This window comes from Bosea sp. 29B, assembly GCF_902506165.1.
Lineage (GTDB): Bacteria > Pseudomonadota > Alphaproteobacteria > Rhizobiales > Beijerinckiaceae > Allobosea.
In genome coordinates, this window is sequence record NZ_LR733817.1 from 5065811 (window position 1) to 5088059 (window position 22249).

General features: G+C 66.4%; 15 protein-coding genes. 14 read left to right on the forward strand and 1 reads right to left on the reverse strand.

What is annotated here, in order from left to right; genetic code table 11:
- The first annotated feature begins 250 nt into the window (after positions 1-250).
- The 9 genes from GV161_RS24555 (at position 251) to GV161_RS24595 (ending at position 14981) form a co-directional block, all read left to right on the forward strand.
- Positions 251-1237, forward strand: a complete 987-nt coding sequence (locus GV161_RS24555) for a UDP-glucuronic acid decarboxylase family protein (RefSeq protein WP_152014535.1) — start codon at positions 251-253, stop codon at positions 1235-1237.
- A gap of 32 nt (positions 1238-1269) precedes the next feature.
- Complete coding sequence (locus tag GV161_RS24560; protein WP_152014946.1) at positions 1270-2025, forward strand: WecB/TagA/CpsF family glycosyltransferase; 756 nt, start codon at positions 1270-1272, stop codon at positions 2023-2025.
- Between the two features lie 112 nt (positions 2026-2137).
- Complete coding sequence (locus tag GV161_RS24565; RefSeq protein ID WP_152014536.1) at positions 2138-3148, forward strand: NAD-dependent epimerase/dehydratase family protein; 1011 nt, start codon at positions 2138-2140, stop codon at positions 3146-3148.
- Between the two features lie 144 nt (positions 3149-3292).
- Positions 3293-4768 carry an exopolysaccharide biosynthesis polyprenyl glycosylphosphotransferase gene (locus tag GV161_RS24570; RefSeq protein ID WP_152014537.1) on the forward strand — a complete coding sequence of 492 codons (1476 nt, stop codon included), beginning with the start codon at positions 3293-3295 and terminating at the stop codon, positions 4766-4768.
- Between the two features lie 113 nt (positions 4769-4881).
- The gene (locus GV161_RS24575) at positions 4882-7032 is read left to right on the forward strand and encodes a polysaccharide biosynthesis tyrosine autokinase (RefSeq protein WP_159650398.1); all 2151 of its coding nucleotides are present in this window, start codon (positions 4882-4884) and stop codon (positions 7030-7032) included.
- A 677-nt stretch (positions 7033-7709) separates the two neighbouring features.
- Positions 7710-10010, forward strand: a complete 2301-nt coding sequence (locus tag GV161_RS24580) for a right-handed parallel beta-helix repeat-containing protein (RefSeq protein WP_159740919.1) — start codon at positions 7710-7712, stop codon at positions 10008-10010.
- A gap of 259 nt (positions 10011-10269) precedes the next feature.
- Positions 10270-12009, forward strand: coding sequence for a type I secretion system permease/ATPase (locus GV161_RS24585; protein WP_159650400.1), 1740 nt, complete (start codon positions 10270-10272; stop codon positions 12007-12009).
- Complete coding sequence (locus GV161_RS24590) at positions 12006-13433, forward strand: HlyD family type I secretion periplasmic adaptor subunit (protein WP_244624065.1); 1428 nt, start codon at positions 12006-12008, stop codon at positions 13431-13433. The genes GV161_RS24585 and GV161_RS24590 overlap by 4 nt, the downstream gene beginning before the upstream one ends.
- Before the next feature lie 150 nt (positions 13434-13583).
- Complete coding sequence (locus GV161_RS24595; protein ID WP_152014541.1) at positions 13584-14981, forward strand: mannose-1-phosphate guanylyltransferase/mannose-6-phosphate isomerase; 1398 nt, start codon at positions 13584-13586, stop codon at positions 14979-14981.
- An 11-nt stretch (positions 14982-14992) separates the two neighbouring features.
- Here the strand turns inward: GV161_RS24595 and GV161_RS24600 are convergent, their stop codons facing one another.
- Positions 14993-15805, reverse strand: a complete 813-nt coding sequence (locus GV161_RS24600) for a GntR family transcriptional regulator (RefSeq protein WP_152014542.1) — start codon at positions 15803-15805, stop codon at positions 14993-14995.
- 135 nt (positions 15806-15940) lie between these two features.
- Here GV161_RS24600 and GV161_RS24605 point away from each other — a divergent pair, with 135 nt between their 5' ends.
- Genes GV161_RS24605 through GV161_RS24625 form a run of 5 tightly spaced genes read left to right on the forward strand, consistent with a single transcriptional unit; the run spans position 15941 to position 22243 of the window.
- The gene (locus GV161_RS24605; RefSeq protein WP_152014543.1) at positions 15941-17266 is read left to right on the forward strand and encodes a M20/M25/M40 family metallo-hydrolase; all 1326 of its coding nucleotides are present in this window, start codon (positions 15941-15943) and stop codon (positions 17264-17266) included.
- Positions 17267-17277: 11 nt separating this feature from the next.
- The gene (locus GV161_RS24610) at positions 17278-18831 is read left to right on the forward strand and encodes an ABC transporter substrate-binding protein (RefSeq protein ID WP_152014544.1); all 1554 of its coding nucleotides are present in this window, start codon (positions 17278-17280) and stop codon (positions 18829-18831) included.
- 21 nt (positions 18832-18852) lie between these two features.
- Positions 18853-19800 (forward strand): ABC transporter permease, encoded by a 948-nt coding sequence (locus GV161_RS24615; protein WP_152014545.1) that lies wholly within the window; start codon positions 18853-18855, stop codon positions 19798-19800.
- Complete coding sequence (locus GV161_RS24620) at positions 19793-20617, forward strand: ABC transporter permease (RefSeq protein WP_152014546.1); 825 nt, start codon at positions 19793-19795, stop codon at positions 20615-20617. Before GV161_RS24615 ends, GV161_RS24620 begins: the two co-directional genes overlap by 8 nt.
- Before the next feature lie 3 nt (positions 20618-20620).
- Entirely contained in the window at positions 20621-22243 is a 1623-nt protein-coding gene (locus GV161_RS24625) for an ABC transporter ATP-binding protein (protein ID WP_152014547.1), read from the forward strand.
- Positions 22244-22249: the final 6 nt, after the last annotated feature.

Below are 22249 nucleotides of genomic sequence, written 5' to 3' on the forward strand. Positions count from 1 at the left end.
CGATGCCGGCAGGATGTCAGGGCAGGGCCGCTTTCCGCATTGGCATTCGGGCCAAGGCGTGTCGCTACCGGATTAATCCCATAGTCGAGCGCGGCAGCCATCCTCGGGCCGAGGTGCCATTCGCGTCGCGTGGGAGTAGCCCTTCCTTGTTCGCGCCGGGGCGCTCACCTCCCAAAGCGTCCTTTGAGAAGGCGGCGCTTGCGGCAAAGCTTTTGGCTCCCTCCCGTGCACGATCCGGCGGAGCTCAGACATGCAGAAGCGTATCCTTGTCACAGGTGGCGCCGGCTTCGTTGGCTGCCACCTCTGTGAGCGGCTGGTCGCCCAGGGGCACCAGGTCATTGCGGTCGACAACTATTATACCGGGCGCCGCGAGAACCTGACGGCGTTGCTCGGCCTGCCCAATTTCGAGACGCTCAGGCACGATGTGACCTTCCCGCTCTATCTCGAGGTCGACGAGATCTACAATCTCGCCTGTCCGGCCTCGCCGGTGCATTATCAGCGCGACCCCGTGCAGACCACGAAGACCAGCGTGCTCGGCGCGATCAACATGCTCGGCATGGCCAAGCGGCTCGGCATCCCGATCTTGCAGGCATCGACCAGCGAGATCTACGGCGACCCGGACGTCCATCCGCAGGTCGAGGATTATCGCGGGCTCGTCAGCATCAGCGGTCCGCGCGCCTGCTATGACGAAGGCAAGCGCTGCGCCGAGACGCTGTTCTACGACTACAAGCGGCGCCATGGCGTCGAGATCCGCGTCGCCCGCATCTTCAACACCTACGGGCCGCGGATGAATCTGGAGGATGGCCGCGTCGTCTCCAACTTCATCGTCCAGGCGCTGCGCAACGAGCCGATCACGCTCTATGGCGATGGCCGCCAGACCCGCGCATTCTGCTTCGTCGACGACCTGGTCGAAGGCCTGATGCGGCTGATGAACGTGACCCAGCCTTTGGACAGCGCGGTCAATCTCGGCAATCCGGTCGAGACCTCCATGGCCGAGATCGCCGAGCTGATCATCTCGCTGACGGGCTCGCGCTCGCCGATCGTCTTCAGGCCGCTGCCGCAGGACGATCCGCGCCAGCGCTGCCCCGACATCAGCAAGGCGCACGAGCTGCTGCACTGGCGGCCCAAGGTGCCCCTGCGGGATGGGCTCAAGCGCACGATCGCCTATTTCGAAGGTGTGCTGTCGAAGATGCACGACCCCGTGCGTAGGGTCGAGGTCGCGAGGGTGAGCTCGTGACGCAGGACGGCACGCTTCCCCGCGCACGCATCATGGGCGTCAACGTCAGCGCCATCACCATGGCGGACGCCCTCGGCGCGGTCGAGGGCTGGATCGCCCGCAAGGCCCGGAACTATGTCTGCATCACCGGCGTCCACGGCGTGATCGAGAGCCAGTCGGATCCCAGGCTGATGGCGATCCATGAGCGTGCGGGGATGGCAACGCCCGACGGCATGCCGCTGGTCTGGATGGCCCGCAAGCTCGGCCATGGCCGGACCGAGCGGGTCTACGGCCCGGACCTGATGCTGCGTCTCACGGCGTTGTCGGCCGAGAAGGGCTATCGCCAATATTATTTCGGTGGCGCGCCCGGCCTTGCCGAGCGCCTGCGCGAGCGTCTCACCGCGCGCTTTCCCGGACTTTCTGTCGCGGGCACCTTCTCGCCGCCGTTCCGTCCTTCATCGGCGGCGGAGGACGAGGAGATCGTGCGCATGATCAACGCCGCCAAACCGGACATCGTCTGGGTCGGGCTCAGCACGCCGAAGCAGGAATACTGGATGGCCGCGCATCTCGACCGGATCGAGGCGCCGGTCATGATCGGTGTCGGCGCCGCATTCGATTTCCTCGCCGGCACCAAGCGCCAGGCCCCGGCCTGGATGCAGAAGCGCGGGCTCGAATGGCTGTTCAGGCTGCTCTCGGAACCGCGGCGGCTCTGGCGCCGCTACGGCAAGATCGTGCCGCAGTTCATGCTCGGCGCCAGCCTGCAACTGCTCCGGCAGAGGACCGCGCTGGCTGCTACCTCCAAAAGGTAGGTCTAACCCCAAGAGATAGCTCGTCCCAAAAGGGTTATAGTTCCGTTTAACCACCTGATTTAAAAAGATAAAAACGCTATCACTGAGTCCCATTCTTCAGTGGAGCGAAGTAATGTCCAAGAAATCTGTGCTGGTTACTGGCGCTGGCGGCTTTATCGGCTTCCATCTTGTCAATTACCTCAAGGATCGAGGCTATTGGGTCCGAGGAGTCGATATCAAGGACCCGGAGTACCAAGCCAGCGCGGCGGATGAATTCCGCATTCTCGACCTGCGCGAGATGGATGATTGCCGTGAAGCGGTCCACGGCATGGACGAGGTCTACAATCTCGCCGCCGACATGGGTGGCATCGGCTACATCTCCGGCGCGCACGCCTCGATCACCTTCAACAACACGATGATCAGCGCGCAGATGCTGAAGGCGGCCTACGACGCCAAGGTCAAGCGCTTCCTGTTCTCGTCCTCGGCCTGCGTCTATCCGCAATATCTTCAGGACGTGCCTACGGTCGTGCCCCTGAAGGAGGACGATGCCTTCCCCGCCGATCCCGAGCCGGGATACGGGCTGGAGAAGCTCTACACCGAGAAGCTGTGCGAGTATTTCACCCAGGACTACGGCTTCCAGACCCGGCTGGTCCGCTTCCACAATGTCTACGGGCCGCTCGGCACCTGGGACGGCGGCAAGGAGAAGGCGCCGGCCGCGATCTGCCGCAAGGTCGCGATGGCGAAGTCGGGCGAGACGATCGAGGTCTGGGGTGACGGCAAGCAGACCCGCTCCTTCATGTACATCGACGACTGCGTCGAGGGCATCTACCGCATCATGCGCTCTGACTATTCCGGGCCGCTCAACCTCGGTACGGACGAGCTGGTCGATGTCAGCGGGCTGGTCGACATCATCGCCGGGATCTCCGGAAAGACGATCCACAAGCGCTTCAACATCAATCGTCCGCAAGGCGTGCGCGGTCGCAACAGCGACAACAACCGCCTGCGCGAGGTCCTCGGCTGGGAACCCTCGATCCATCTCGGCGAGGGGTTGATCCCGACCTATGCCTGGATCTCGGGCGAGGTGAAGGCGAGGGCCGAGCGCGAGGCCGGCATCGAGCACATCCCCACGATCGCGGCGCAGTAGCGCCGCTTTTCCGCCTGGAGCATTTTCGAGCGAGGTGGATACCGGCTCGCGGGAAGAAAATGCGACAAAACAAAGAGTTGGGGCATGTCTGCGCTTCAAGGAAGTGCGGACATGCTCAGCCGAGCGAGATCCCAGGAGTCTGTCATGCCGGATGTAGTCACGACTGTCGTGCCCACCTCTATCGGCATGGCAAAGCCGGGCCGGGTGCTCGGCGCCAATGTCACGCCAGCCGAGCGGCGGCGGCTTGTCGCCGCCGCTCTGATGGTCGGGGACCTCGTCACGCTGACCATCGTCGCCGGGTTGCTGCAGTTGGGCGCGGCTATCGCCGTGTCGGATACCGACACCAATATGGCGAGCCTGATGCTGGTCTGGGCCCTGGCGCTATGCGGTGCCTTGGGCGGCTTCGGGCTTTATGGTTCCGACCGGTCCGAACCGGTCGACCGCTTGCGCCGGCGCACGCTCGGCAACGTCGTCGCCGCTGCCGTGGTGCTCGCCTGGCTCGCGCTGGATGATCCGGCCAGCCATCTCTGGGGCTTCGTGGTCGCCGGCGCGGGGTTGTCGGTGGTGCTCGGCTATTATGTCGAGGCGCTGGTTCGCGGCGCGTTGGTGCGGCGCGATCTCTGGTCCGCCCCGACCGTGCTCTACGGCACGATGCCGGCCTGCCTGGCCCTGGCGCGCGATCTGGCTTTGCACCCGGAGCTCGGCCTGAAGCCGGTCGCCATCCTCACCGACGAGGAGGCCGATGTGCTCACCGAGGCTTTGGAGACTGCGGGCCTTCCGGTGATCACCCGCGGCCAGGCCAACATTATCTCGCCGGGGATCGAGGTCGCGCTCTGCGCCTCGGGGGATCTCCATGTCGAGAAGGCCGACTGGCTGGCCCGCCTGCCGCTTCGCCAGATCTTCGTGGTCCACGACGCCTCGATGCTGCAGGTCCTCAATCCCCAATTGCGGGCCATGGGCGGGCTGCTCGGCCTCGAATTGCGCAGTGCCATCCACATGCCGCGCAACCTGCGCCTGAAACGGGTGCTCGACCTCGTCGTCACGATCCCGCTCGCCCTTCTGGCTCTGCCCGTGATCGCAGTGATCGCATTGGCGGTGAAGGCGGTCGACAACGGGCCCGCCTTCTATGCCCAGCCGCGGATCGGCCGGAACGGCCACGTCTTCAAGGTCTACAAGCTGCGCAGCATGTATGCCGACGCCGAGGCGCGGCTCGCCGCGCATCTGGAGGCCGATAGCGCGGCGCGGCATGAATGGGAGCGCTTCTTCAAGCTGTCGAACGACCCCCGGATCCTGCCGCGGATCGGCCAGCTCATCCGCCGCACCAGCCTCGATGAATTGCCGCAGCTCTGGAACGTCCTGCGCGGCGAGATGAGCATCGTCGGGCCGAGGCCGTTCCCAGCCTATCACAACCAGTGCTTCGACACCGCATTCCAGGCGCTGCGCACCAGCGTGCCGCCCGGCCTGACCGGCCTCTGGCAGGTCACGGACCGCAGCGACGGCGATCTCGTCGTCCAGAAGCGGCAGGACAGCTTCTACATCCACAACTGGTCGTTCTGGCTGGATTTCTACGTGCTGCTGCAGACGGTCCCGGCCGTTCTGCATGGGCGCGGCGCGAAATAGCGCGCAAGGCGATCTGAGCCGGAGCCGGTCGCTCGCGAGGCGCCGGCCGGTTCGGTCGGTATCCCCGGGTGAAACCGCAGGCGAGGCACGAGGCCATGGATCTATTCAGCGACATGCGAGGCCCCCGTCAGCCTGTGACGCTCGCCAGGCACTATGATGTGGTGACCTTCGACTTTCTCTCCATGCTTTGGCGCCGCAGATTGCTGATCGCCGCAGTCACCTGCGGGGTCATGCTGATGGCGGCCCTCTATCTGATGGTGACGCCGCAGCGCTACACCGCCGACCTGGTGCTGCAATTCGACTTCACGCGCGAAGACAGCGGCGGGGGCGGCAAGGCGAGCAGCGTCGCGCTCGATGCCTCGACGCTGGTCGAAAGCGAGGCGCGGATCATCCGCTCGCTCGCGACGGCGCGCGCCGTCGCGGCGCGCCTGGGTCTCGACCAGGAGACAAGGACGCAGTCCTCCGGCCTTCTCGGAGGGGCGGCCGAACTGATCTTTCCGTCGGCTGTGCGCAGGACGTTGCGCGACCTCACCGGTTTTGGCGATGCCGCCGAGCCGACCCAGCGCGACATCGCCGCCCAGCGGCTGCTCGCGTCGCTCGGCGTCAGCAACGATACCAAGGCCTATCTGGTCACGCTGACCTATCGCGACACCGATCCCGACCGTGCGGCGCTGATCGTCAACACCTTCGGGAACGAGTATCTGCGTCGAAAGATGGAGGCTACGGCGAACGCCTCGCAGCGCTCCAGCCAGTGGTATGGCGCGCAGGCCCAGGAGGCCCGCGCCAATCTGGGACGGATCGAGAAGGAGATCGAAACCTTCCGAGTACGGACCGGCTTCGTCGAGCTCGGACAGGACGGTGCCGACATCCAGCAGCAGCAGCTTCGCGACATGCTGACCCAGCTCAACACGGTTTCCGCCGCGCGGCTCGCCGAGGAGACCCGCCTGCAGCGCGCGCGGGTCTCGCTTGCGGCCGGCAACGTCCCGCAGACCAGCGATCTCGGCAGCTCGCCGGTGGTCCAGCAGCTCCTCGACGAAGAGGGCAAGGCCCGCCGGGCGCTCGACGAGATGGTCGCAGTGTCGGGCGAGCGTCATCCGGCGGTGCAGCGGCTGCGGCTGTCGCTGACGGCGGTACAGGAGCGGCTGCAGAAGCAGCTGGCGCAATCCGTCGCCAATATCGAGACCGACGTCCAGGCCGCCCGCGCCGCCGAGGCTGCGCTGCGCGAACGCGTCGCGGCGCTGCAGACCAAGTCGATCGAGGCGAGGGGGCTGGAAGGACAGCTGCGCACCCTGCAGGCCGAAGCGACGGCGGCGCGCGACCGCCTGAAGCAGCTTTCGGATGCCCATCAGCAGGCCAGCGCCGTGAGCGAATTGCGGCCGATCATCGCCCAGATCGTCGCGCCGGCCGACATTCCCTCGCTGCCGAGCTCGATCAAGCCGTCGCTGGTGCTGGGGCTGGCCATGGCGGGTGGGCTGATGGCCGGGGCAGGGCTCTCCTATCTGCTGGAGAAGCGCGATCGCGGCTTCCGCAGCGAGAACGAGTTCGCCACCGAGACGAGAACCAACTGCGTCGGCCTTCTGCCGAATCTCGAGCATTATCCGGGCGGGCTGGAGAGCCTGGTCTTCGCCGAGGCGGTGCGCTCGATGGTGGCCGAGCTGTTTCCGGCCAGCAATCCGCCCAAATTCGTGCTGATCACCTCGTCGGCGCCGGGGGAGGGCAAGTCCTTCGTCGCCTCCGCCATGGCGCGCGTGCTGGCGATGATGGGCCAGCGGGTCCTGGTCGTGGATGGCTCGCCGCGGCGTCTTCTCCTCGGCCAGAACTTCCCGCACGAGGCGCTGCTCGACCAGTGCCTGCCGCAGGTCGGCGACGCCGGCGGTCCGGGAACGAGCCCGGTCGCCACGGTCCGGCGCGCGTCCGGCCTGCGCGACAGCCAGAACGTTTATTCGAATCCGGCTTTCGAGGCGATGTTGCGCGAGGCGCGGGCGCGCTACGACGTCATCCTGTTCGAGGTGGCGCCAGTGCTGCTCTCCGCCGACAGCGCCTTGCTGCGCGAGCACGCCGATACCGTGCTGCATGTGGTCAGATGGAACGACACGCTGAAGAGCACCGTTTCCGCGACGCTCGACCATCTCGGCAAGCTCGGTCTGGATGTCGCAGGCGTCGTGCTCAACGGCGTCGATCTCGAGGAGCAGGGCCGGTACGACGTGTCTGACCGCGGCCGGGTCTATCGCAACTACAAGTCCTTCTATCAGGCTTCGGCATGAGCCGGCTCTTGCATCGTTATGCAGCGCTGCTTGCGCCCCCGGACATTGGCGCGCCTGCGCCATCGACGGGGGGCGGGTTCAGCTGCAAGGAATGCGGGTCGCCCGCGGTCCATCTGCCGAGCGACCTGTCACCCGAGGCGCTGGTCATCTGCGATGGCTGCCAGCGCCCCGTCGGAACGCTGGCGGCTTTCCGCGCCTATGTCGATCGCCTGGCTGCGAGTGCCCGGTTCTGCGACCATCATTTGACGGTCTGCCATTCGGACGGTGGAACCGGGGCGGACCCGACCGCGTTGACATAAGCGGTGATTTCGCCTTCTGGTTTCGAGAATAAGGCCATTTGAGGGCCCGATCTGTGAGGCAAACCGCTGCCTCGGAGCGTATGAGGCCAATCCATCAACAGGATGAGGCTGGCGACGCCAAGAATTAATCCATTGATATATTGTGCCAAAACAAGAGGATTAGTTCGTTTGGACTAATCCCTCGGAGTAAGCGTTCGTCGGTTTAGGTGGCGCCGAATCAGGTCTCAAGGGTATCTAGGCAGCGATCACTTAATGTGTTCCCGCCAAAAAAGGAGCCCCTTTATGGCCACAATTTATGTCTCGACCACCGGAAACGATAACAATACAGGATCGGATGCAAATTCAGCTTTCCAGACTTTGGAGCGGGCGGTGGAAGCCATGCACCAGAGCAATGGTGCAGACACGATCTACATTGCCGGTGGCACCTATTATGTGGACGACGCACTCCAGCTGACCTCCGCCGATTCCGGTTCGTCCTTCGTAGCGATGTCCGGACAGAACGTCGTCATCAGCGGCGGCACGCAAGTGACCGGCTGGACTGAAGGTGCAAACGGCATCTGGACGGCGCATGTCGATGCCGAGGACGTCCAGCAGTTCACCGTCAACGGCGAGAAGCAGACCGAGAGCCGCTACCCCGACGTCGATCCGAACGATCCGGTTCATGGCGGCTGGCTCTGGGGGCAGGATCTCCCGGCAGGATACGACGCCCAGAAGTCGATGGCGTACAACCCGTCGGATTACCCGGCCGGCGAGGAGCCGAAAGCCGGCGACACGGTCACGGTCTTCACCGAGAACGGCTATTCCAGCGAGGTGCTGACCGTCGCCTCGGTCCAGGGCAATGTGATGACCTTCACCACGGAGGCCAATTACGATCTTGGCGCCGCGAGCCGCTACTATGTTTCGCAGGACACGCCGGACAATGTTGGCGAGTGGTCCTACGACGCCGAGACGCAGACCATTTCGTACAAGGCTCCGGACGGCTTCACCGGCCAGGGCGGCGTCGTCTCCGGCGATCACAGCATCTTCGTCGTCGACGGCGCCGACAACGTCTCCTTTAAGGGCATGACCTTCACCGACACCGCTTCGAAGTCGGGCGACCCCGAGACCGCTGCGATCGAGGCGCATGACGCAACCGGACTGGTCGTCGAGGGCAACCACTTCACCAATGTCGGCGTCGGCGTCGCCCTGCATGGCGACAGCAGCGGGAATACCGTCTCGGGCAACAGCTTCGAGCATACCTGGTCGAGCGCCGTCGCGATGACGGCAGGAACGAGCGACAACCGCGTCACGAACAATACCGTCGACCATTCGAACGAGGTGTTCGTCCAGTACGGCTCGATCGACATGACGGAGTCGGCGGGCAACCAGATCGATCACAACACGATCACGAACGTGCCGCGCTTCGGCATCTCCGAGGTCAACTACGATCCCGACATCCAGTCCGGCGGAAACACCATCGAATACAACGACATCCGCCATTCCGGGCAGCAGACGCCCGATACCGGCGCCATCTACCTGTTCTCGGCCGACGATTCCGGCGCGGACGGCAGCGTCATCCGCTACAACACCATCGTCGACACCGGTGGAACGAACACCAAGGATGGCGGCTTCGCGGAAGACTGGAGCTCCGGCATCTATCTCGACAACATGGCGAGCAATGCCCAGATCTACGGCAATTTCGTTCAGGGGACGACGTTCAGCGGCATCCTCGTCCATGGCGGATCGAACAACGAGATCCACGACAACACGCTGCTCGACAACGGCAAGTACGGGATCTCGACGATCACGGCCGACGACCACGCGATCAATGGCAACGAGACCTACAACAACTTCATCCAGGTCTCCGGAGACGGCAGCAACACGATCGATACCGACCAGACCGATCCGAGCCTGATCCACGATAACGTCTACTACAACCCGGATGGTGGCGAGCTGACCATCGCCGACGTCTCGCTGGCGAGCTTCCAGCGCCAGGGCGGCGATATCGGCAGTGCCGAGACGAGCCAAGCGGGCTTCGTCGATGCGGCGAACGGCAATTATGGCTTCGTCTCAGGGTCGATGGCGCAGGCGCATGGCATCGACTCCGTGCCGTTCGACTCGGTCGGTTCGGCGCTGACCGGGACCTCGCCCGAGGTCGAGACACCATCCAGCGGGAACGGGAGCGGCACGCCGCCGACGACCTCCGAGCCGGTTACGGAGACGCCTCCGGTGACCGCCGAGCCGTCGACGCCGAGCGAGGAGACGCCGACGACGCCTGCGACCGGGGAGGGCACGACGCCCGGCACCTCCGAGCCTGGCAGCGAGACCCCGCCGGTCACCGCCGAGCCCGAAACGCCGCAATCGGAAACGCCGGTCTCCAATCCGTCCGAGAACCCGGACGTGATCACCATTCCCGAGGTCGACGCCGGTACGGGTGGTACGGACGCGGAAACTCCGTCGAATTCCGGACATGGTGGCTGGAGCGGCCATGGTGGCTGGGGCGGCCTCAGTGGCGGCCGCTGGTCCTGGGATGGCGGCTCATCGCGCGGCGACGACCATAGCGGCGGCCGCAACTGGTCGCGGGACAGTCAGGTGGCCAGCGATGACACCAGCCGTAATGACTGGCGAGGCAGCCAGTCGCGCCATGACGACGACAACGACCACCACAGCCACAGCCAGCTCTCGCACTGGCACTGGTAGCGCCTGAAGCATCGGACCGAAAAGTGGAGTCCACTTTTCGGGAAATCCGATGCTGAAACAAAGAGCTAGATCGCCATTTCGCGTCCGTTAGAACGCACGGCGATCTAGCCGCTGCCTCGAGGCGACCCGGCCGTGATGGCCGGGTCGCCAATCTCCGCGACGAGCTTCGCGGGGGCCATGCCTTCCTCTCCCAATGATTGCCGCCCGCCCGGATACGCCGGCGTCGACGGCTGCAATCGCGCCAAGGAAACCGACGGACATGCTCTCGCAAACGGTTCGCAAGCTGACGCCCGCATTCGCATCGCTGTTCGGGCTTTCCTTCGTGCTGAACCTGTTCGTCTTCGTCTCCCCGCTCTACACGATGCAAATCTATGACAGGGTGCTGACCAGCCGGAACGGCACCACGCTGGTCATGCTGTCACTGATCGTGCTCGCCCTGTTCGCGGCCTATGCCGCACTCGAGCATTTCCGCAGCCGGGCGCTGGTCCAGCTCGGCCTGTGCGTCGACAAGGCGCTGTCCGAGCCTGCCTTCGAAGCGGCCTTCAACGGCGCGCTCGACGCGAAGGGCTCGCCGACCCTGCCCATTCGCGATGTCGAGACATTGCGGGCGACTCTCTCCGGCAGCCTGGTGCCGTCGCTGATGGATGCGCCCTGGATTCCGATCTATCTCGCCCTCTGCTTCATCCTGCATCCGGCGATCGGCGCCGTCGCCACGCTAGGCGCCATCGCGATCCTGGGTGTCGCCCTACTGAACGAGCGCATCACCAAGGGATCGCTGATCCGCGCTTCCGAGCTCGGCCACGGCGCGAACGAGCGGCTGACGGCCTCGCTGCGCAACGCCGAGATCATCAAGGCGCTCGGCATGGGCCAGCCGATCCGCGAGCAATGGCAGCGCCAGCGTGGCCAGGCGCTGGCGTACCACACGGCCGCGGCCGATTGGGGCGGGACGCTGCTGGCGGCGACGAAGCTGTTGCGGCTGACGCTGCAATGCGCGGTGCTCGGCGTCGGCGCCTATCTCGCGATCAACCAGAACCTCGCGGCCGGCGCGATGTTCGCGGCATCGCTGATCATGGGCCGCGCGCTCGCGCCCATCGAGGGCGCCGTCGGCCAATGGAAGAGCTTCGTCTCCGCCCGCAGCGCCTTGCAGCGCCTGAACCGGACCCTGAAGGCGCCGTCGGATGATATGACGCCGATGACCTTGCCGAACCCGGCCGGCTCGCTGCGGGTCGAGGGCCTGAGCGTGCGCAGCCCGAACGGGAAGACCTTGCTGCTGCACAACGTCTCGTTCGAGGTCGAGCCCGGCGAGATCGCTGCCGTGGTCGGGCTGACCGGCTCCGGCAAGTCGTCGCTGGCCCGGGCGCTGGTCGGCGTCTGGTCCCCGGCCCATGGCGTGGTGCGGCTCGACGGCAACGACATCAGGCATTTCCCCGACGAGCAGCGCGGCCGCATCCTCGGCTATCTGCCGCAGGATGTGGAACTGTTCGCCGGCAGCGTGCGCGACAACGTCACCCGCTTCGACCCCGACGCGACCGACGAGGCCGCCGTCGCTGCCGCCTCGGCCGCCTCGGCGCATGAGCTGATCCAGGGCTTCCCGGACGGCTATGCCACGCAGATCGGCGAGGGCGGAGCGATCCTCTCCGGCGGGCAGCGCCAGCGCATCGGGCTGGCACGCGCGCTTTACGGGCAGCCAGCGCTGGTCGTGCTCGACGAGCCGAACGCCAATCTCGACATGGATGGCGATGCCGCGCTGGCGCGCTCCTTGGCCGGCCTGCGCGATGCCGGCGCGATCGTCGTCGTGATCACCCATCGCCCGCAACTGCTCTCGCAGGTCGACAAGATCATCCTGATGCAGAAGGGCCAGGCCGTCAGGGTCGGCGGGCGCGACGAAATCCTGCCGGTGCTGCTGCAGCCGGGCAATGGCGCACGCATCCAGCCGCCACAGCGCGGCCAGACGGGACAGGTCGAGCCGCTCTCGGCAGCAAGGTGGGCACGTCGATGAATTCCGTCCTGAACAAGCTGAAGCTCGTCCCGAACACAATGAAATCCATCCTGAACCGGCTGGCCTGGCGCCGGCGCCTCGAACCCCTGTTCACGGTCGCGAGGCAATGGCTCCAGCGCACGAGCTTGCCCGCTGCGGGGGATGGCGATTGGCGCGCCCCGGTGCGCAAGGGCTATGTCGTGGTCGGCCTCGCGCTGGGGGCCGGCGGCCTCTGGTCGGTGACCGCGCGCCTCGACAGCGCCGTGGTGGCGCATGGCAGCATCGTCGTCGAGAGCGATCGCAAGGCCGTGCAGCATCTCGAAGGCGGGCTCGTCGAGGCGATCGCGGTGCGCGACGGGGCCGACGTCAAGGCTGGCGAAACCCTGCTGCGCCTCGATACGACGCAGGCGGCGGCGCAGCGCAGCGTGGCGCGGCTGATCGTGCTGCAGGCCCTGGGTGAGGAAGCGCGCTTCACGGCCGAAATCGACCGGCTCGACCGCATCACTTTCCCGAGCGAACTGCTCGACACCGCTGAAACAAAGGAGGCACGCCGGGTCATGCTCGACCAGGAGCGCCTGTTCAAGGAACGGCAATCCACGCAGAAGCTGGAGGTCTCGATCCTGAAGGAGCGGCTGACGCAGTCCGAAAAGCAGTACCAGTCGAACGAAGCGCAGCGCGAGGCCGCGATCGGGCAGGCCGCGAGCATCAACGAGGAGCTCGTCAGCCTGCGGCCTCTTGCCGACAAGGGCTATGTCGCCGCGACGCGGATCAACCCGCTAAAGCGCTCGCTGACCGAATTGCAGGGTCGCATGGGCTCGCTGGAGGCCGATCTGGCGCGGCTTTCGGTCGCCAATGACGAGATCAGGCTCCAGATGAGCCAGATCGGCCTGAAAGCCTCCGAAGAAGCCTCGACCAAGCTCGCCGAATGCCGGGTCAAGCTCGCCGATGCCCGCGAGAAGCTGCGCATGGCAGAGGATGTGCTGGCGCGCGCGGAAGTCCGTGCGCCGCGGGCCGGGCGGGTGGTGGCTTCGAAGATCCATACCGTCGGCGCCGTGGTCAAGCCGGGCGAGACTCTGATGGAGATCGTGCCGCAGGACGACGAGCTCATCGTCACTGCCAAGGTCTCGCCGATGGACGTGAACAACTTGCATCCGGGCATGGCCGCGGAGGTGCGCCTGCCGTCGTTCAAGGGCCGGGCGACGCCGTTCACCGTCGGTGAGGTCAAATCCGTCGCGGCGGACGCGCTGCGCGACGATGTCCTGCAGCAGATGGTCTACGAATTGCGCGTCAGCGTCTCGGCCTCGGGCTTCCCGCCCAAGGTCAGGGCCAAGCTCCGGCCCGGCATGCCGGCCGAGGTCTATGTCCCGACCGGCGAGCGCACTGCCATCGCCTATCTGATGCAGCCGCTGACCGACTCGATGCGGTCGAGCTTCCGGGAGGAGTGAGCGCAGACGGGGTAGGGCGATCGGAGGAGCCGATCGCCCGACGATGCGGCAACTTCGCTCGGGAGATCAGCCGAGATGGCCGCTTGAGCCCGGCGGTTTCTCTTCCAGTATTGCGGCGCGATCAGCAGCCGCTTTCTGGGAGCAGGGCCCATGCCGAAGATCATCCCGGTCGTGATATGCACGGGACATGGCGCCGGCCTGTGGCCGATCGCGCGCGAGACGATGCCCAAGCAGTTCATCCCGCTCTTCGGCCGGGACTCAACCTTCCAGCGCACGCTTCGGCTCCTGTCCGATCCTGGCGTGTTCGACACACCGATCGTGGTTACGAACGCGGAGCAGCGCTTCACCGTCGCCGACCAGTTGCAGGCGATCGGCCTGCGCGCCGAGATCGTGCTGGAGCCGGCTGGGCGCGGCGCCCATTCCGCCGCGGCGATCGCGGCCGAGCTTGGCTTGGCCCGGAGTGAATCCGCGCTCGTTGGCATCTTCCCCGCCGACCATGTCGTGCAGGACGGCAAGCTCTTCGTCGAAACCTGCGCCAGGGCCGCGGCAGTCGCCGCACAGGGTCGTATCGTCGCGATCGGCATACCTCCATGCTATCCGGCGACCGCGTATGGCTATATCCGCCCGGGAACCGAGATCGCCGAGGGTGTACGCGGGGTCGAGGACGTGGCGGCAAAGCCTGACGCGGCGCTGGCGGCGCGCTATCTCGCCGACGGCTATCTCTGGAACTCCGGCAATGTCGTCTTCGACGCGGCGACGATGCAGGTGAGGCTCCAGGCGGCTACCAGGGCGCCGATCGGCAACGGTAAAGCTAACGGGGTCAATCTCGGCATCCGCATGCTCGAAGCCGACGGTTCCGCCGATTTGCCGGCGATCGCGGCAGAGCCTCAGGTGCTGGAGCAGGCCGATACGGCGGCGGTGATTGCCGGTCATTTCGGCTGGTCGGATGTCGGCAACTGGAGCGCGGTCTGGCAGCTTTCCGAGAAGGGCGCGCACGGCAACGTCGTCCAGGGACGCGGCTACGTGCTCGATGGCGCGAACAACCTGGTCCGCTCAGAGGATGCGGTCGTCGCCATCGCCGGGCTGGACGATGTCGCCGTCATCGCGACCCGCGACGCCATCCTGGTGACGTCGAAAGCCAAGGCCGACAAGGTCAAGGACGTCGTCGCGCTGGTCGCGGCGAACCATGAGCCGGAAGCAGCCAGCCATCGCGAGATCCACCGGCCCTGGGGCAAGTATCTCTCCGTCGATCTCGACGAGCGCCATCAGGTCAAGCGGATCACTGTCAAGCCGAACGGCGTGCTCTCCCTGCAGAAGCATCATCACCGCGCCGAGCACTGGGTCGTGGTCCGCGGCACCGCGCAGGTGACTCGCGACCATGAGACCATCCTCGTGCACGAGAACGAGGCGATCTACCTGCCGATCGGCTGCGTCCATCGCATGGCCAATCCAGGCAAGATCCCGCTCGAGATCATCGAGGTGCAGGTCGGCTCCTATCTCGGTGAGGACGACATCATCCGCATCGAGGACATCTATCAGCGCTGCTGAAAGCGCCGCAGCTACCGCACCTCGTTGACGTAGATATGGGCTCGCGTCGTGGCGCGATGCCAGCCGAGGATCGTCGGGATACCGGCCTGGTCGTAGGCGACCTCGTCGATCGTCAGCACCGGATCACCAGCGGCGAGCGCCAATAGCGCGACGTCCTCCTCGCTTGCGAGGTCGGCGGTGATCTGCTCGCGCATGGCCGAAATCCGGATGCCGTAGCGCTCGAGCAGGTGGAGGTAGAGCAAAGGCGGCAACTCGGCGATGTCGCGCGGCCAGTCCGGCAGCCGCTCCTGCGCCAGCAGCAGCTTGTCGTGCATCACCGGGTGGCCGTCGGCATGGCGGATGCGGTGGACGCTGATCACGCCGCCGGCCTTGATCTGGAGAGCCTCGGCCTGTGCTTGCGTGGCAGGCAGGGCCTCGACACTGAGGAACTGGCTGGTCGAGCGCACCAGGCTGCCATCGGCCCGGTGGAGGCGAAAATACTGGAAGACGAAGCGCAGGCTGTGATGCGGCGTGCGTCCGGTCACCACCGTCCCGGTCTTGCGGCGGCGCGTCAGCAGCCCCTCCGCCACCAGATCGGCCATCGCCCGGCGGACCGTGCCGACGGCGATGCCGAAGCCCTGGGCCAGCGAGGTCTCGCTCGGCAGCACCATGCCGGGCGGCCATTCGCCGACGAGGATCGCCTCCGACATGTGCCGTTTCACGCGCTCATAGAGCGGTGCGGCTTCCCCAGCGCCGAAATTCGGCAGGGTCGGTGCCGAGGCCCCGGCGCCGTTGCCCGTTCCGGCGGCAGTGGCCGTCGCTTTTTTGGCATTGACAGGAGGCATGCCGATCGTTCCTATTTCTATATAGTTTATATGAAAGAGAGGTATCCGCAAATGGCGTTGCCAACTGCGGCTTTTCGAGGGTTCCATCGCAGATCACGCTGCCGCTGGACAAGCACGGCGTCGTTGGGCTGAGCGATGAGTGAGCCCGCATCCCTGTCGCGTGGTGAAAAGGCGCTGGCCGAGGCCAGCAGCTGGATCGCCGACAATATCGAAGGCGCCGTCGCCGAGCTCGGCCGAATGATCGCGGTCGACACCTCGTTCCCGCCGGGCCTGGGCTATGACGGCTTCGCCGGGCTGATGGAGGAACTCGTCGCACCGCTCGGCTTCGCGACCGAGCGCGTGACCGTGCCCGAGAGCCGGTGGAAGGTGCCGAACGGTCCGGCCGCCGGCCCGCGCACCAACCTGATCGCCAGCCGCGCCAGTGGCCGGCCGGTCTGCGGCCTCTACTTCCATGTCGACACCGTTCCTGCTGCGGCCGGCTGGGAAAGCAACCCGCTCGTGATGGGACGCGATGGCGATTGCCTGATCGGACTTGGCGCGGCCGACATGAAGGGCTGCATCGCCGCGATCCTCCTGGCCTTGCGTGCGGCGAGGGCCTGCGGTGTCGCGCTCGCTTATGACCCCATGTTGCTGTTCTGCACCGATGAGGAGGGCGGCCTTTATCCCGGCATCCGCTATCTCGCCGAGCAGGGGAATCTCCCCGGCCACATCCTCAACTTCAATGGCAGCGCCGAGGCGCGGATCTGGGCCGGCTGCTTTGGCCTGTTCAATCTGCTGGTGCGCATCCACGGCCAGGCTGTTCACGCCGGCGAGGGTAATCGCAAGGGCTCCGGCCTCAACGCGATCGAGGGCGCCCTGCCGCTGCTCAATGCGCTGATGGAGCTGAAGGCACAGATCGCGACCCGGACCTCCGCCTTACCGCCACCGCCCGGCAAACCGCGGCTTACCGCCCAGCTCAACCTGGCCGCGATCGAGGGCGGCACCGCCGGCGGCCAGGTTCCTGCGCTCCTCGAACTGACGATCAACCGGCGCTATGCCCCCGAGGAACGCTTCGAGGCGGCGTTGGCCGAGATCGAGGCGGTGATCCACCGCAGCGTCGCCGCCGTGCCGGGCCTCACAGTCGAGACCGCCTTGGTCGGCCATCTCATGCCGACTGCCGATCCGGCCGGCCCACATTGGCTGCGCTGGCAGGCGGCGATGGGGCAGGGCTTCGGCTACGCGCCCGAGGATTTCCGGCGCTGGGGCGCGGCGAGTTGCTCCGATTTCGGCTGGGTCCAGCGCGCGACCGGCCAGCAGGAGGTGCTGCTCGGCGGTCTTGGCCGGCCCGACCGCAACATCCATTCGCCCGGCGAATACACGACGGTGCCTGACATCGTCTCGCTGGCGCAGGCCGTGCTGTCCTATCTCGCCGCCGATTTCAGGCCCGATCTCAACCCCGACATCCCGCCGTCCCAGAGCTGAAGGAGCGCCCCATGCCGAGCATCCATCGTCGCGATTTCCTCGCCGCTTCCGCCGCGCTGAGCGGTCTCGCTTTGTCCGGCGTGCCGGCCTTCGCCCAGGCGCCGCGCCGTGGCGGCACGCTGCGCGTCAGCGTCGACCAGGCGGTCGCCAAGCTCAACCCGCTCGTCACCCGGGTGAACCCGGAATATCTCGTCGCCGAACTGCTCTATTCCGGCCTGACCCGGCTGAAGCCCGACATGAGCGCTGAGTCGGATCTCGCTGAATCCTGGACGAATTCCGCTGACCTGACCGAATGGACTTTCGCCCTGCGCAAAGGCCTGACCTTCCATGACGGCTCGCCCTGCACCGCAGCAGACGTCGTCGCGACCTTCGAGGCGATCCTCGACGCCAAGACCGCCTCGCCCGCCCGCCAGAATGTCGGGCCGATCGCCAAGGTCACCGCCAAGGACGACGCCACCGTCGTCTTCAACCTGTCGGCGCCGTTCGCCGACCTGCCGGTGACGCTGGCCTACACCAACGCCAAGATCGTGCCGGCCGCCGTGATCAAAGGCGGGCTAGAGAAGCTCGACCGCCAGGCGGTCGGCACCGGCCCGTTCAAGCTCGTCTCCTTCGAGCCGGAACGCCTGATCGTCGTCGCTCGCAACGAGGCCTTCTATGACAAGGACCGGCCTTATCTCGACCGGATCGAGGTCGTGATCTACCCGGACGTCAGCGCCGAGGCTTCCGCACTGATCTCGGGCGACACCGACCTCATCACCACCACGCCGCCGACCGAGTTCGGGCGCCTGCAGAAGGCGTCGGGCGTCAAGGCGCTGCGCGTGCCCTCGGGCCAGTTCTGCAACGTCAATTTCGGCTGCGACCAGAAGCCGTTCAATGACGTGCGCGTGCGCCAGGCGCTGGCGCTCACCGTCGATCGTGCCGCGATGGTCGACTTCGTCACCGAGGGCTTCGGCTCGGCCGGCAACGACACGCCGCTCAACCCCGCCTATCGCTTCTATGCCGACCTGCCGGCCAAGAAGGCCGACATCGCCAAGGCCAAGGGGCTGCTCGCCGAGGCCGGCTATCAGAAGGGGCTCGAAGCGACGCTGATCGCCTCCGACCGGCCGGGCCAGCGCACCCAGCTCGCGGTCGCGCTGCGCGAGATGGCCAAGCCCGCCGGCTTCGACATCAAGGTCGAGACCATGCCGCACGCGACCTATCTCGACCAGGTCTGGAAGAAGGGCTCGTTCTATGTCGGCTTCTACAACATGCAGGCGACGGCCGACGCCATCTTCTCGCTGCTCTACACCTCCAACGCCGCTTGGAACGAGACGCGCTGGAACAACGCCGTCTTCGACAAGCTGGTCTTCGAGGCCAGGGCCACGGTCGACGAGGCCAAGCGCCGCGCGCTCTACGGCGAGGCGCAGAAGCTGATGAACGCCGAGGTGCCCTCGATCATCCCGGCCTTCTTTGATCTGCTTGGCGCCCAGCGCGACTGGGTCGAGGGCTATCAGCTGCACCCGCGCGGCGCCGTCTTCCGGCTCGACCATGTCTCGCTCGGCGCCAAGGCGCCGAAGCGCGGCTGAGCCGGACGGGATCGCAGCGCCGTGTCGCCGGCTTACGTCCTCAAGCGCATCCTGCTGATCGGCTACACGTTGCTCGTCGTGTCGCTGATCGTCTTCGCGATCACCCAGGTCCTGCCGGCCGATGCGGCTGTGATGATGCTGGGCGAGAATGCGACGCCGGACGCGCTGGCGGCGCTGCGCGCCAAGATGGGGCTGAACGACCCCATCTGGATGCAGTACCTGCACTGGCTCTCCGGCGTGGTGCGCGGCGATTTCGGCGTCTCGATGCGCACCGGCCAGCCGGTCGCCCCGGCGATGCTGGAGGCGCTCGGCCGTTCGCTACTGCTCGCTTTGTTCTCGATCACGCTGATGCTGGCGGTGGCGATCCCGCTCGGCATCGTTGCCGCGGTCAGGCGGGGCAGGGCGGCCGATCTCGGCGTCGGCTTCCTCTCCTATGTCGGCGTCTCCTTGCCAGAGTTCGTCACCGCGACGCTGATCGTGCTGGTGCTGGCCGACTGGCTGCAATGGCTGCCGGCGACCGGCTACGTGCCGCTGACCGAGGATCCGCTGCGGGGCCTGAAGCACCTCGTCCTGCCGGTGCTGACGGTGTCGCTGATCCTGATCGCGCATGTCTCGCGCATGGTGCGCTCCGAGCTCGTCGATGTCTTGCACTCCGACTACATCCGCGCTGCCCGGCTGAAGGGTCTGTCGAAGCGGCAGGTGCTGTTCAAGCATGCGTTGCGCAATGCGCTGCTGCCGACCATCACCATCGTGGCGCTCGATGTCGGCTATCTGCTCGGCGGCGTCATCGTGGTTGAGGAAATCTTCGCGCTGCCCGGGATCGGCCGGCAGCTCATCGTCGCGATCCAGGCGCGAGACCTGCCCTCGATCCAGGCCGGGGCGCTGATCATGGCGACGACCTATGCCATCGCCAATTTCCTCGCCGACATCGCCTATGCCTGGCTCGACCGGAGGATCCAGTATGATTGAGATCCTCAGGCGCATGCTGCGCTCGCCGCAAGGCGCGCTCGGCCTCCTGATCGTCGGGCTGATTCTGCTCGTCGTGATCGCCGGCCCTTGGTTCGCGCCGCAAGATCCCGAGAAGATGGCGCCCTTGATGCGCTACAAGCCGCCGAGCGCACAGTTCTGGCTCGGCACCGACCAGTATGGCCGCGATATCCTGAGCCGGCTTCTGCACGGCGCCCGCGCCACAGTTCTGCTTGCCGTGCTGGCGACCGCGCTCGGCACGCTGGTCGGGGCGGTCATCGGCACCGTCTCGGCCTTCCTCGGCGGGCGCAGCGACGAGGCGATCATGCGCACCGTCGACGCGATCATGTCGATCCCGAGCCTGCTGCTGGCGCTGCTGATCGTGAACCTGCTCGGCAAGAGCAGTCTCAACGCGCTCTTCGCCATCGCGCTCGCCTTCGCGCCGGGCATGGCGCGCGTCACCCGCTCGGTCGCGCTCTCCGTGCGCAAGCAGGACTATGTCAACGCCGCGATCGCGCGTGGCGAGAGCGCCGCCTTCATCGTCGGGCGCGAGATGCTGCCCAATGTGATCGCGCCAATCATTGTCGAGATGACGATCCGCGTCGCCTTCGCGGTGATGCTGTTCGCGACGCTCTCCTTCCTCGGCCTCGGCGCCCAGCCGCCGGCGTCCGAATGGGGGCTGATGGTCTCGGAAGCCCGGCGCTTCATGCACTTGAGCCCCTGGATGATCCTGTGGCCGAGCCTTGCGGTCGCGCTGGTCGCGATCGGCTTCAACCTGCTCGGCGACGGCCTGCGCGATGTGCTGAACCCGAGGAGCTGAGCGATGAGCGAACCGATCCTCGACATCGCCGGCTATAGCCTCGACTACGCGACACCGACGGGCTTCACCCGTGCGCTCGACGAGGTCACGCTGGCGATCGCCAAGGGCGAGGTGCTCGGCCTCGTCGGCGAATCCGGCTCCGGCAAGACCTCGCTTGCCTGGGCGATCATGCACCATCTGCCGAAGAACGCGCGTGAGGCCGGCAGCATCTGCCTGACCGGGCAGGACCTGCTCAAGGCCTCGGAGGCGCAGATCGAGGCGATCCGCGGCAGACGGATCGGCATGGTCTTCCAGGACCCGAGCACCTCGCTCAATCCGACGCTGCCGCTCGGCGAGCAGCTCGCCGAGGTGCTTGTGCGCCATCGCGGCCTGACGCGCCGCCAGGCCTGGGCGGAGGGTGAGGAGCGCCTCGCCCATGTCGGCCTCAAGGTGCCCGGACAGATGATGCGGCGCTATCCGCACGAGGCCTCGGGCGGCGAGAAGCAGCGCGTCGTCATCGCCACCGCCTTCGCCTGCCAGCCCGAATGCATCATCTTCGACGAACCGACGACGGCGCTCGACGTCATCACCGCCCGGCAGATCCTCGACCTGTTCAAGACCCTGCAAGAGGAGACCGGCGTCGCCTCGCTCTACATCTCGCATGATCTCGCGCTGGTCTCGCAGATCGCGACCAGGGTCGCAGTGATCCATCGCGGCAGGGTCGTCGAGCAGGGTGGCGTGGCCGAGGTCTTCGCCCGTCCGCGCGACGCCTATACGCAAAGGCTGCTCGCCGCCGTGCCGCGACCTGACAATCGCCTTGTCGAGGCGGCTCCCGAGGCTGCGGACAAGCCGCTGGTCGAGGTCGAGAAGGTCAGCGTCCATTATGGCCGCAAGCCCTTCCTCGGGCGCCTGCTCGGTCGGACGAACACGCAGTTCACCGGCAATCGCGAGGTCAGCCTGTCGGTGAAGCCGGGCGAGATCCTCGGCATCGTCGGCGAATCCGGCTCGGGCAAGTCGACGCTCGCCAAGGCGATGACGGGCCTCAACCGCTTCGAGGGCGAGATCCACTTTGCCGGCCGCAGGATCACCGGTCTCTCCGACATGGACCGGGCCTACCGCCGCGACGTCCAGATCATCTTCCAGCACCCGGATTCCTCGCTCAATCCGCGCCAGCGTATCCGCGAGATCCTGTCGCGGCCGCTCGCGCTCTATGGCGGGCCGGGGGCGCGCAAGGATGCTGCCGCGATCGGCGCGCTGCTGGAGCAGGTGCGCCTGCCGGCATCCTATGCCGAGCGCTATCCGCACCAGCTCTCCGGCGGCGAGAAACAGCGCGTCGCCATCGCGCGCGCCTTCGCCTCCAGGCCGAAGCTGGTGATCTGCGACGAGATCACCTCGGCGCTCGACGTTTCCGTGCAGGCTTCGGTGATCGAGCTTCTGGTCGACCTGCAGAAGCGCTTCGGCACGGCCTATCTCTTCATCACCCACGACCTCAACCTGGTCCGCCAGATCGCCCACCGCATCGCGGTGATGTATCGCGGCGACCTCGTCGATCTCGTCGATGTCGCCGCGCTCTCCGGCGCCGACCTCCATCCCTACACCCGCTCCCTGCTCGCCGCCGTGCCCGCTCCGGCTACGGCCGCCGCCTGACCTTGC

What these genes read in the sequence shown, in the direction of transcription:
- GV161_RS24560 (WP_152014946.1), top strand. Translation starts at nt 1,270, where the DNA reads ATGGGCGTCAACGTCAGCGCCATCACCATGGCGGACGCCCTCGGCGCG.
- GV161_RS24555 (WP_152014535.1), top strand. Translation starts at nt 251, where the DNA reads ATGCAGAAGCGTATCCTTGTCACAGGTGGCGCCGGCTTCGTTGGCTGC.
- GV161_RS24620 (WP_152014546.1), top strand. Translation starts at nt 19,793, where the DNA reads ATGATTGAGATCCTCAGGCGCATGCTGCGCTCGCCGCAAGGCGCGCTC.
- GV161_RS24595 (WP_152014541.1), top strand. Translation starts at nt 13,584, where the DNA reads ATGCCGAAGATCATCCCGGTCGTGATATGCACGGGACATGGCGCCGGC.
- GV161_RS24585 (WP_159650400.1), top strand. Translation starts at nt 10,270, where the DNA reads ATGCTCTCGCAAACGGTTCGCAAGCTGACGCCCGCATTCGCATCGCTG.
- GV161_RS24580 (WP_159740919.1), top strand. Translation starts at nt 7,710, where the DNA reads ATGCACCAGAGCAATGGTGCAGACACGATCTACATTGCCGGTGGCACC.
- GV161_RS24590 (WP_244624065.1), top strand. Translation starts at nt 12,006, where the DNA reads ATGAATTCCGTCCTGAACAAGCTGAAGCTCGTCCCGAACACAATGAAA.
- GV161_RS24575 (WP_159650398.1), top strand. Translation starts at nt 4,882, where the DNA reads ATGCGAGGCCCCCGTCAGCCTGTGACGCTCGCCAGGCACTATGATGTG.
- GV161_RS24625 (WP_152014547.1), top strand. Translation starts at nt 20,621, where the DNA reads ATGAGCGAACCGATCCTCGACATCGCCGGCTATAGCCTCGACTACGCG.
- GV161_RS24605 (WP_152014543.1), top strand. Translation starts at nt 15,941, where the DNA reads ATGAGTGAGCCCGCATCCCTGTCGCGTGGTGAAAAGGCGCTGGCCGAG.
- GV161_RS24600 (WP_152014542.1), bottom strand. Translation starts at nt 15,805, where the DNA reads ATGCCTCCTGTCAATGCCAAAAAAGCGACGGCCACTGCCGCCGGAACG.
- GV161_RS24610 (WP_152014544.1), top strand. Translation starts at nt 17,278, where the DNA reads ATGCCGAGCATCCATCGTCGCGATTTCCTCGCCGCTTCCGCCGCGCTG.
- GV161_RS24570 (WP_152014537.1), top strand. Translation starts at nt 3,293, where the DNA reads ATGCCGGATGTAGTCACGACTGTCGTGCCCACCTCTATCGGCATGGCA.
- GV161_RS24565 (WP_152014536.1), top strand. Translation starts at nt 2,138, where the DNA reads ATGTCCAAGAAATCTGTGCTGGTTACTGGCGCTGGCGGCTTTATCGGC.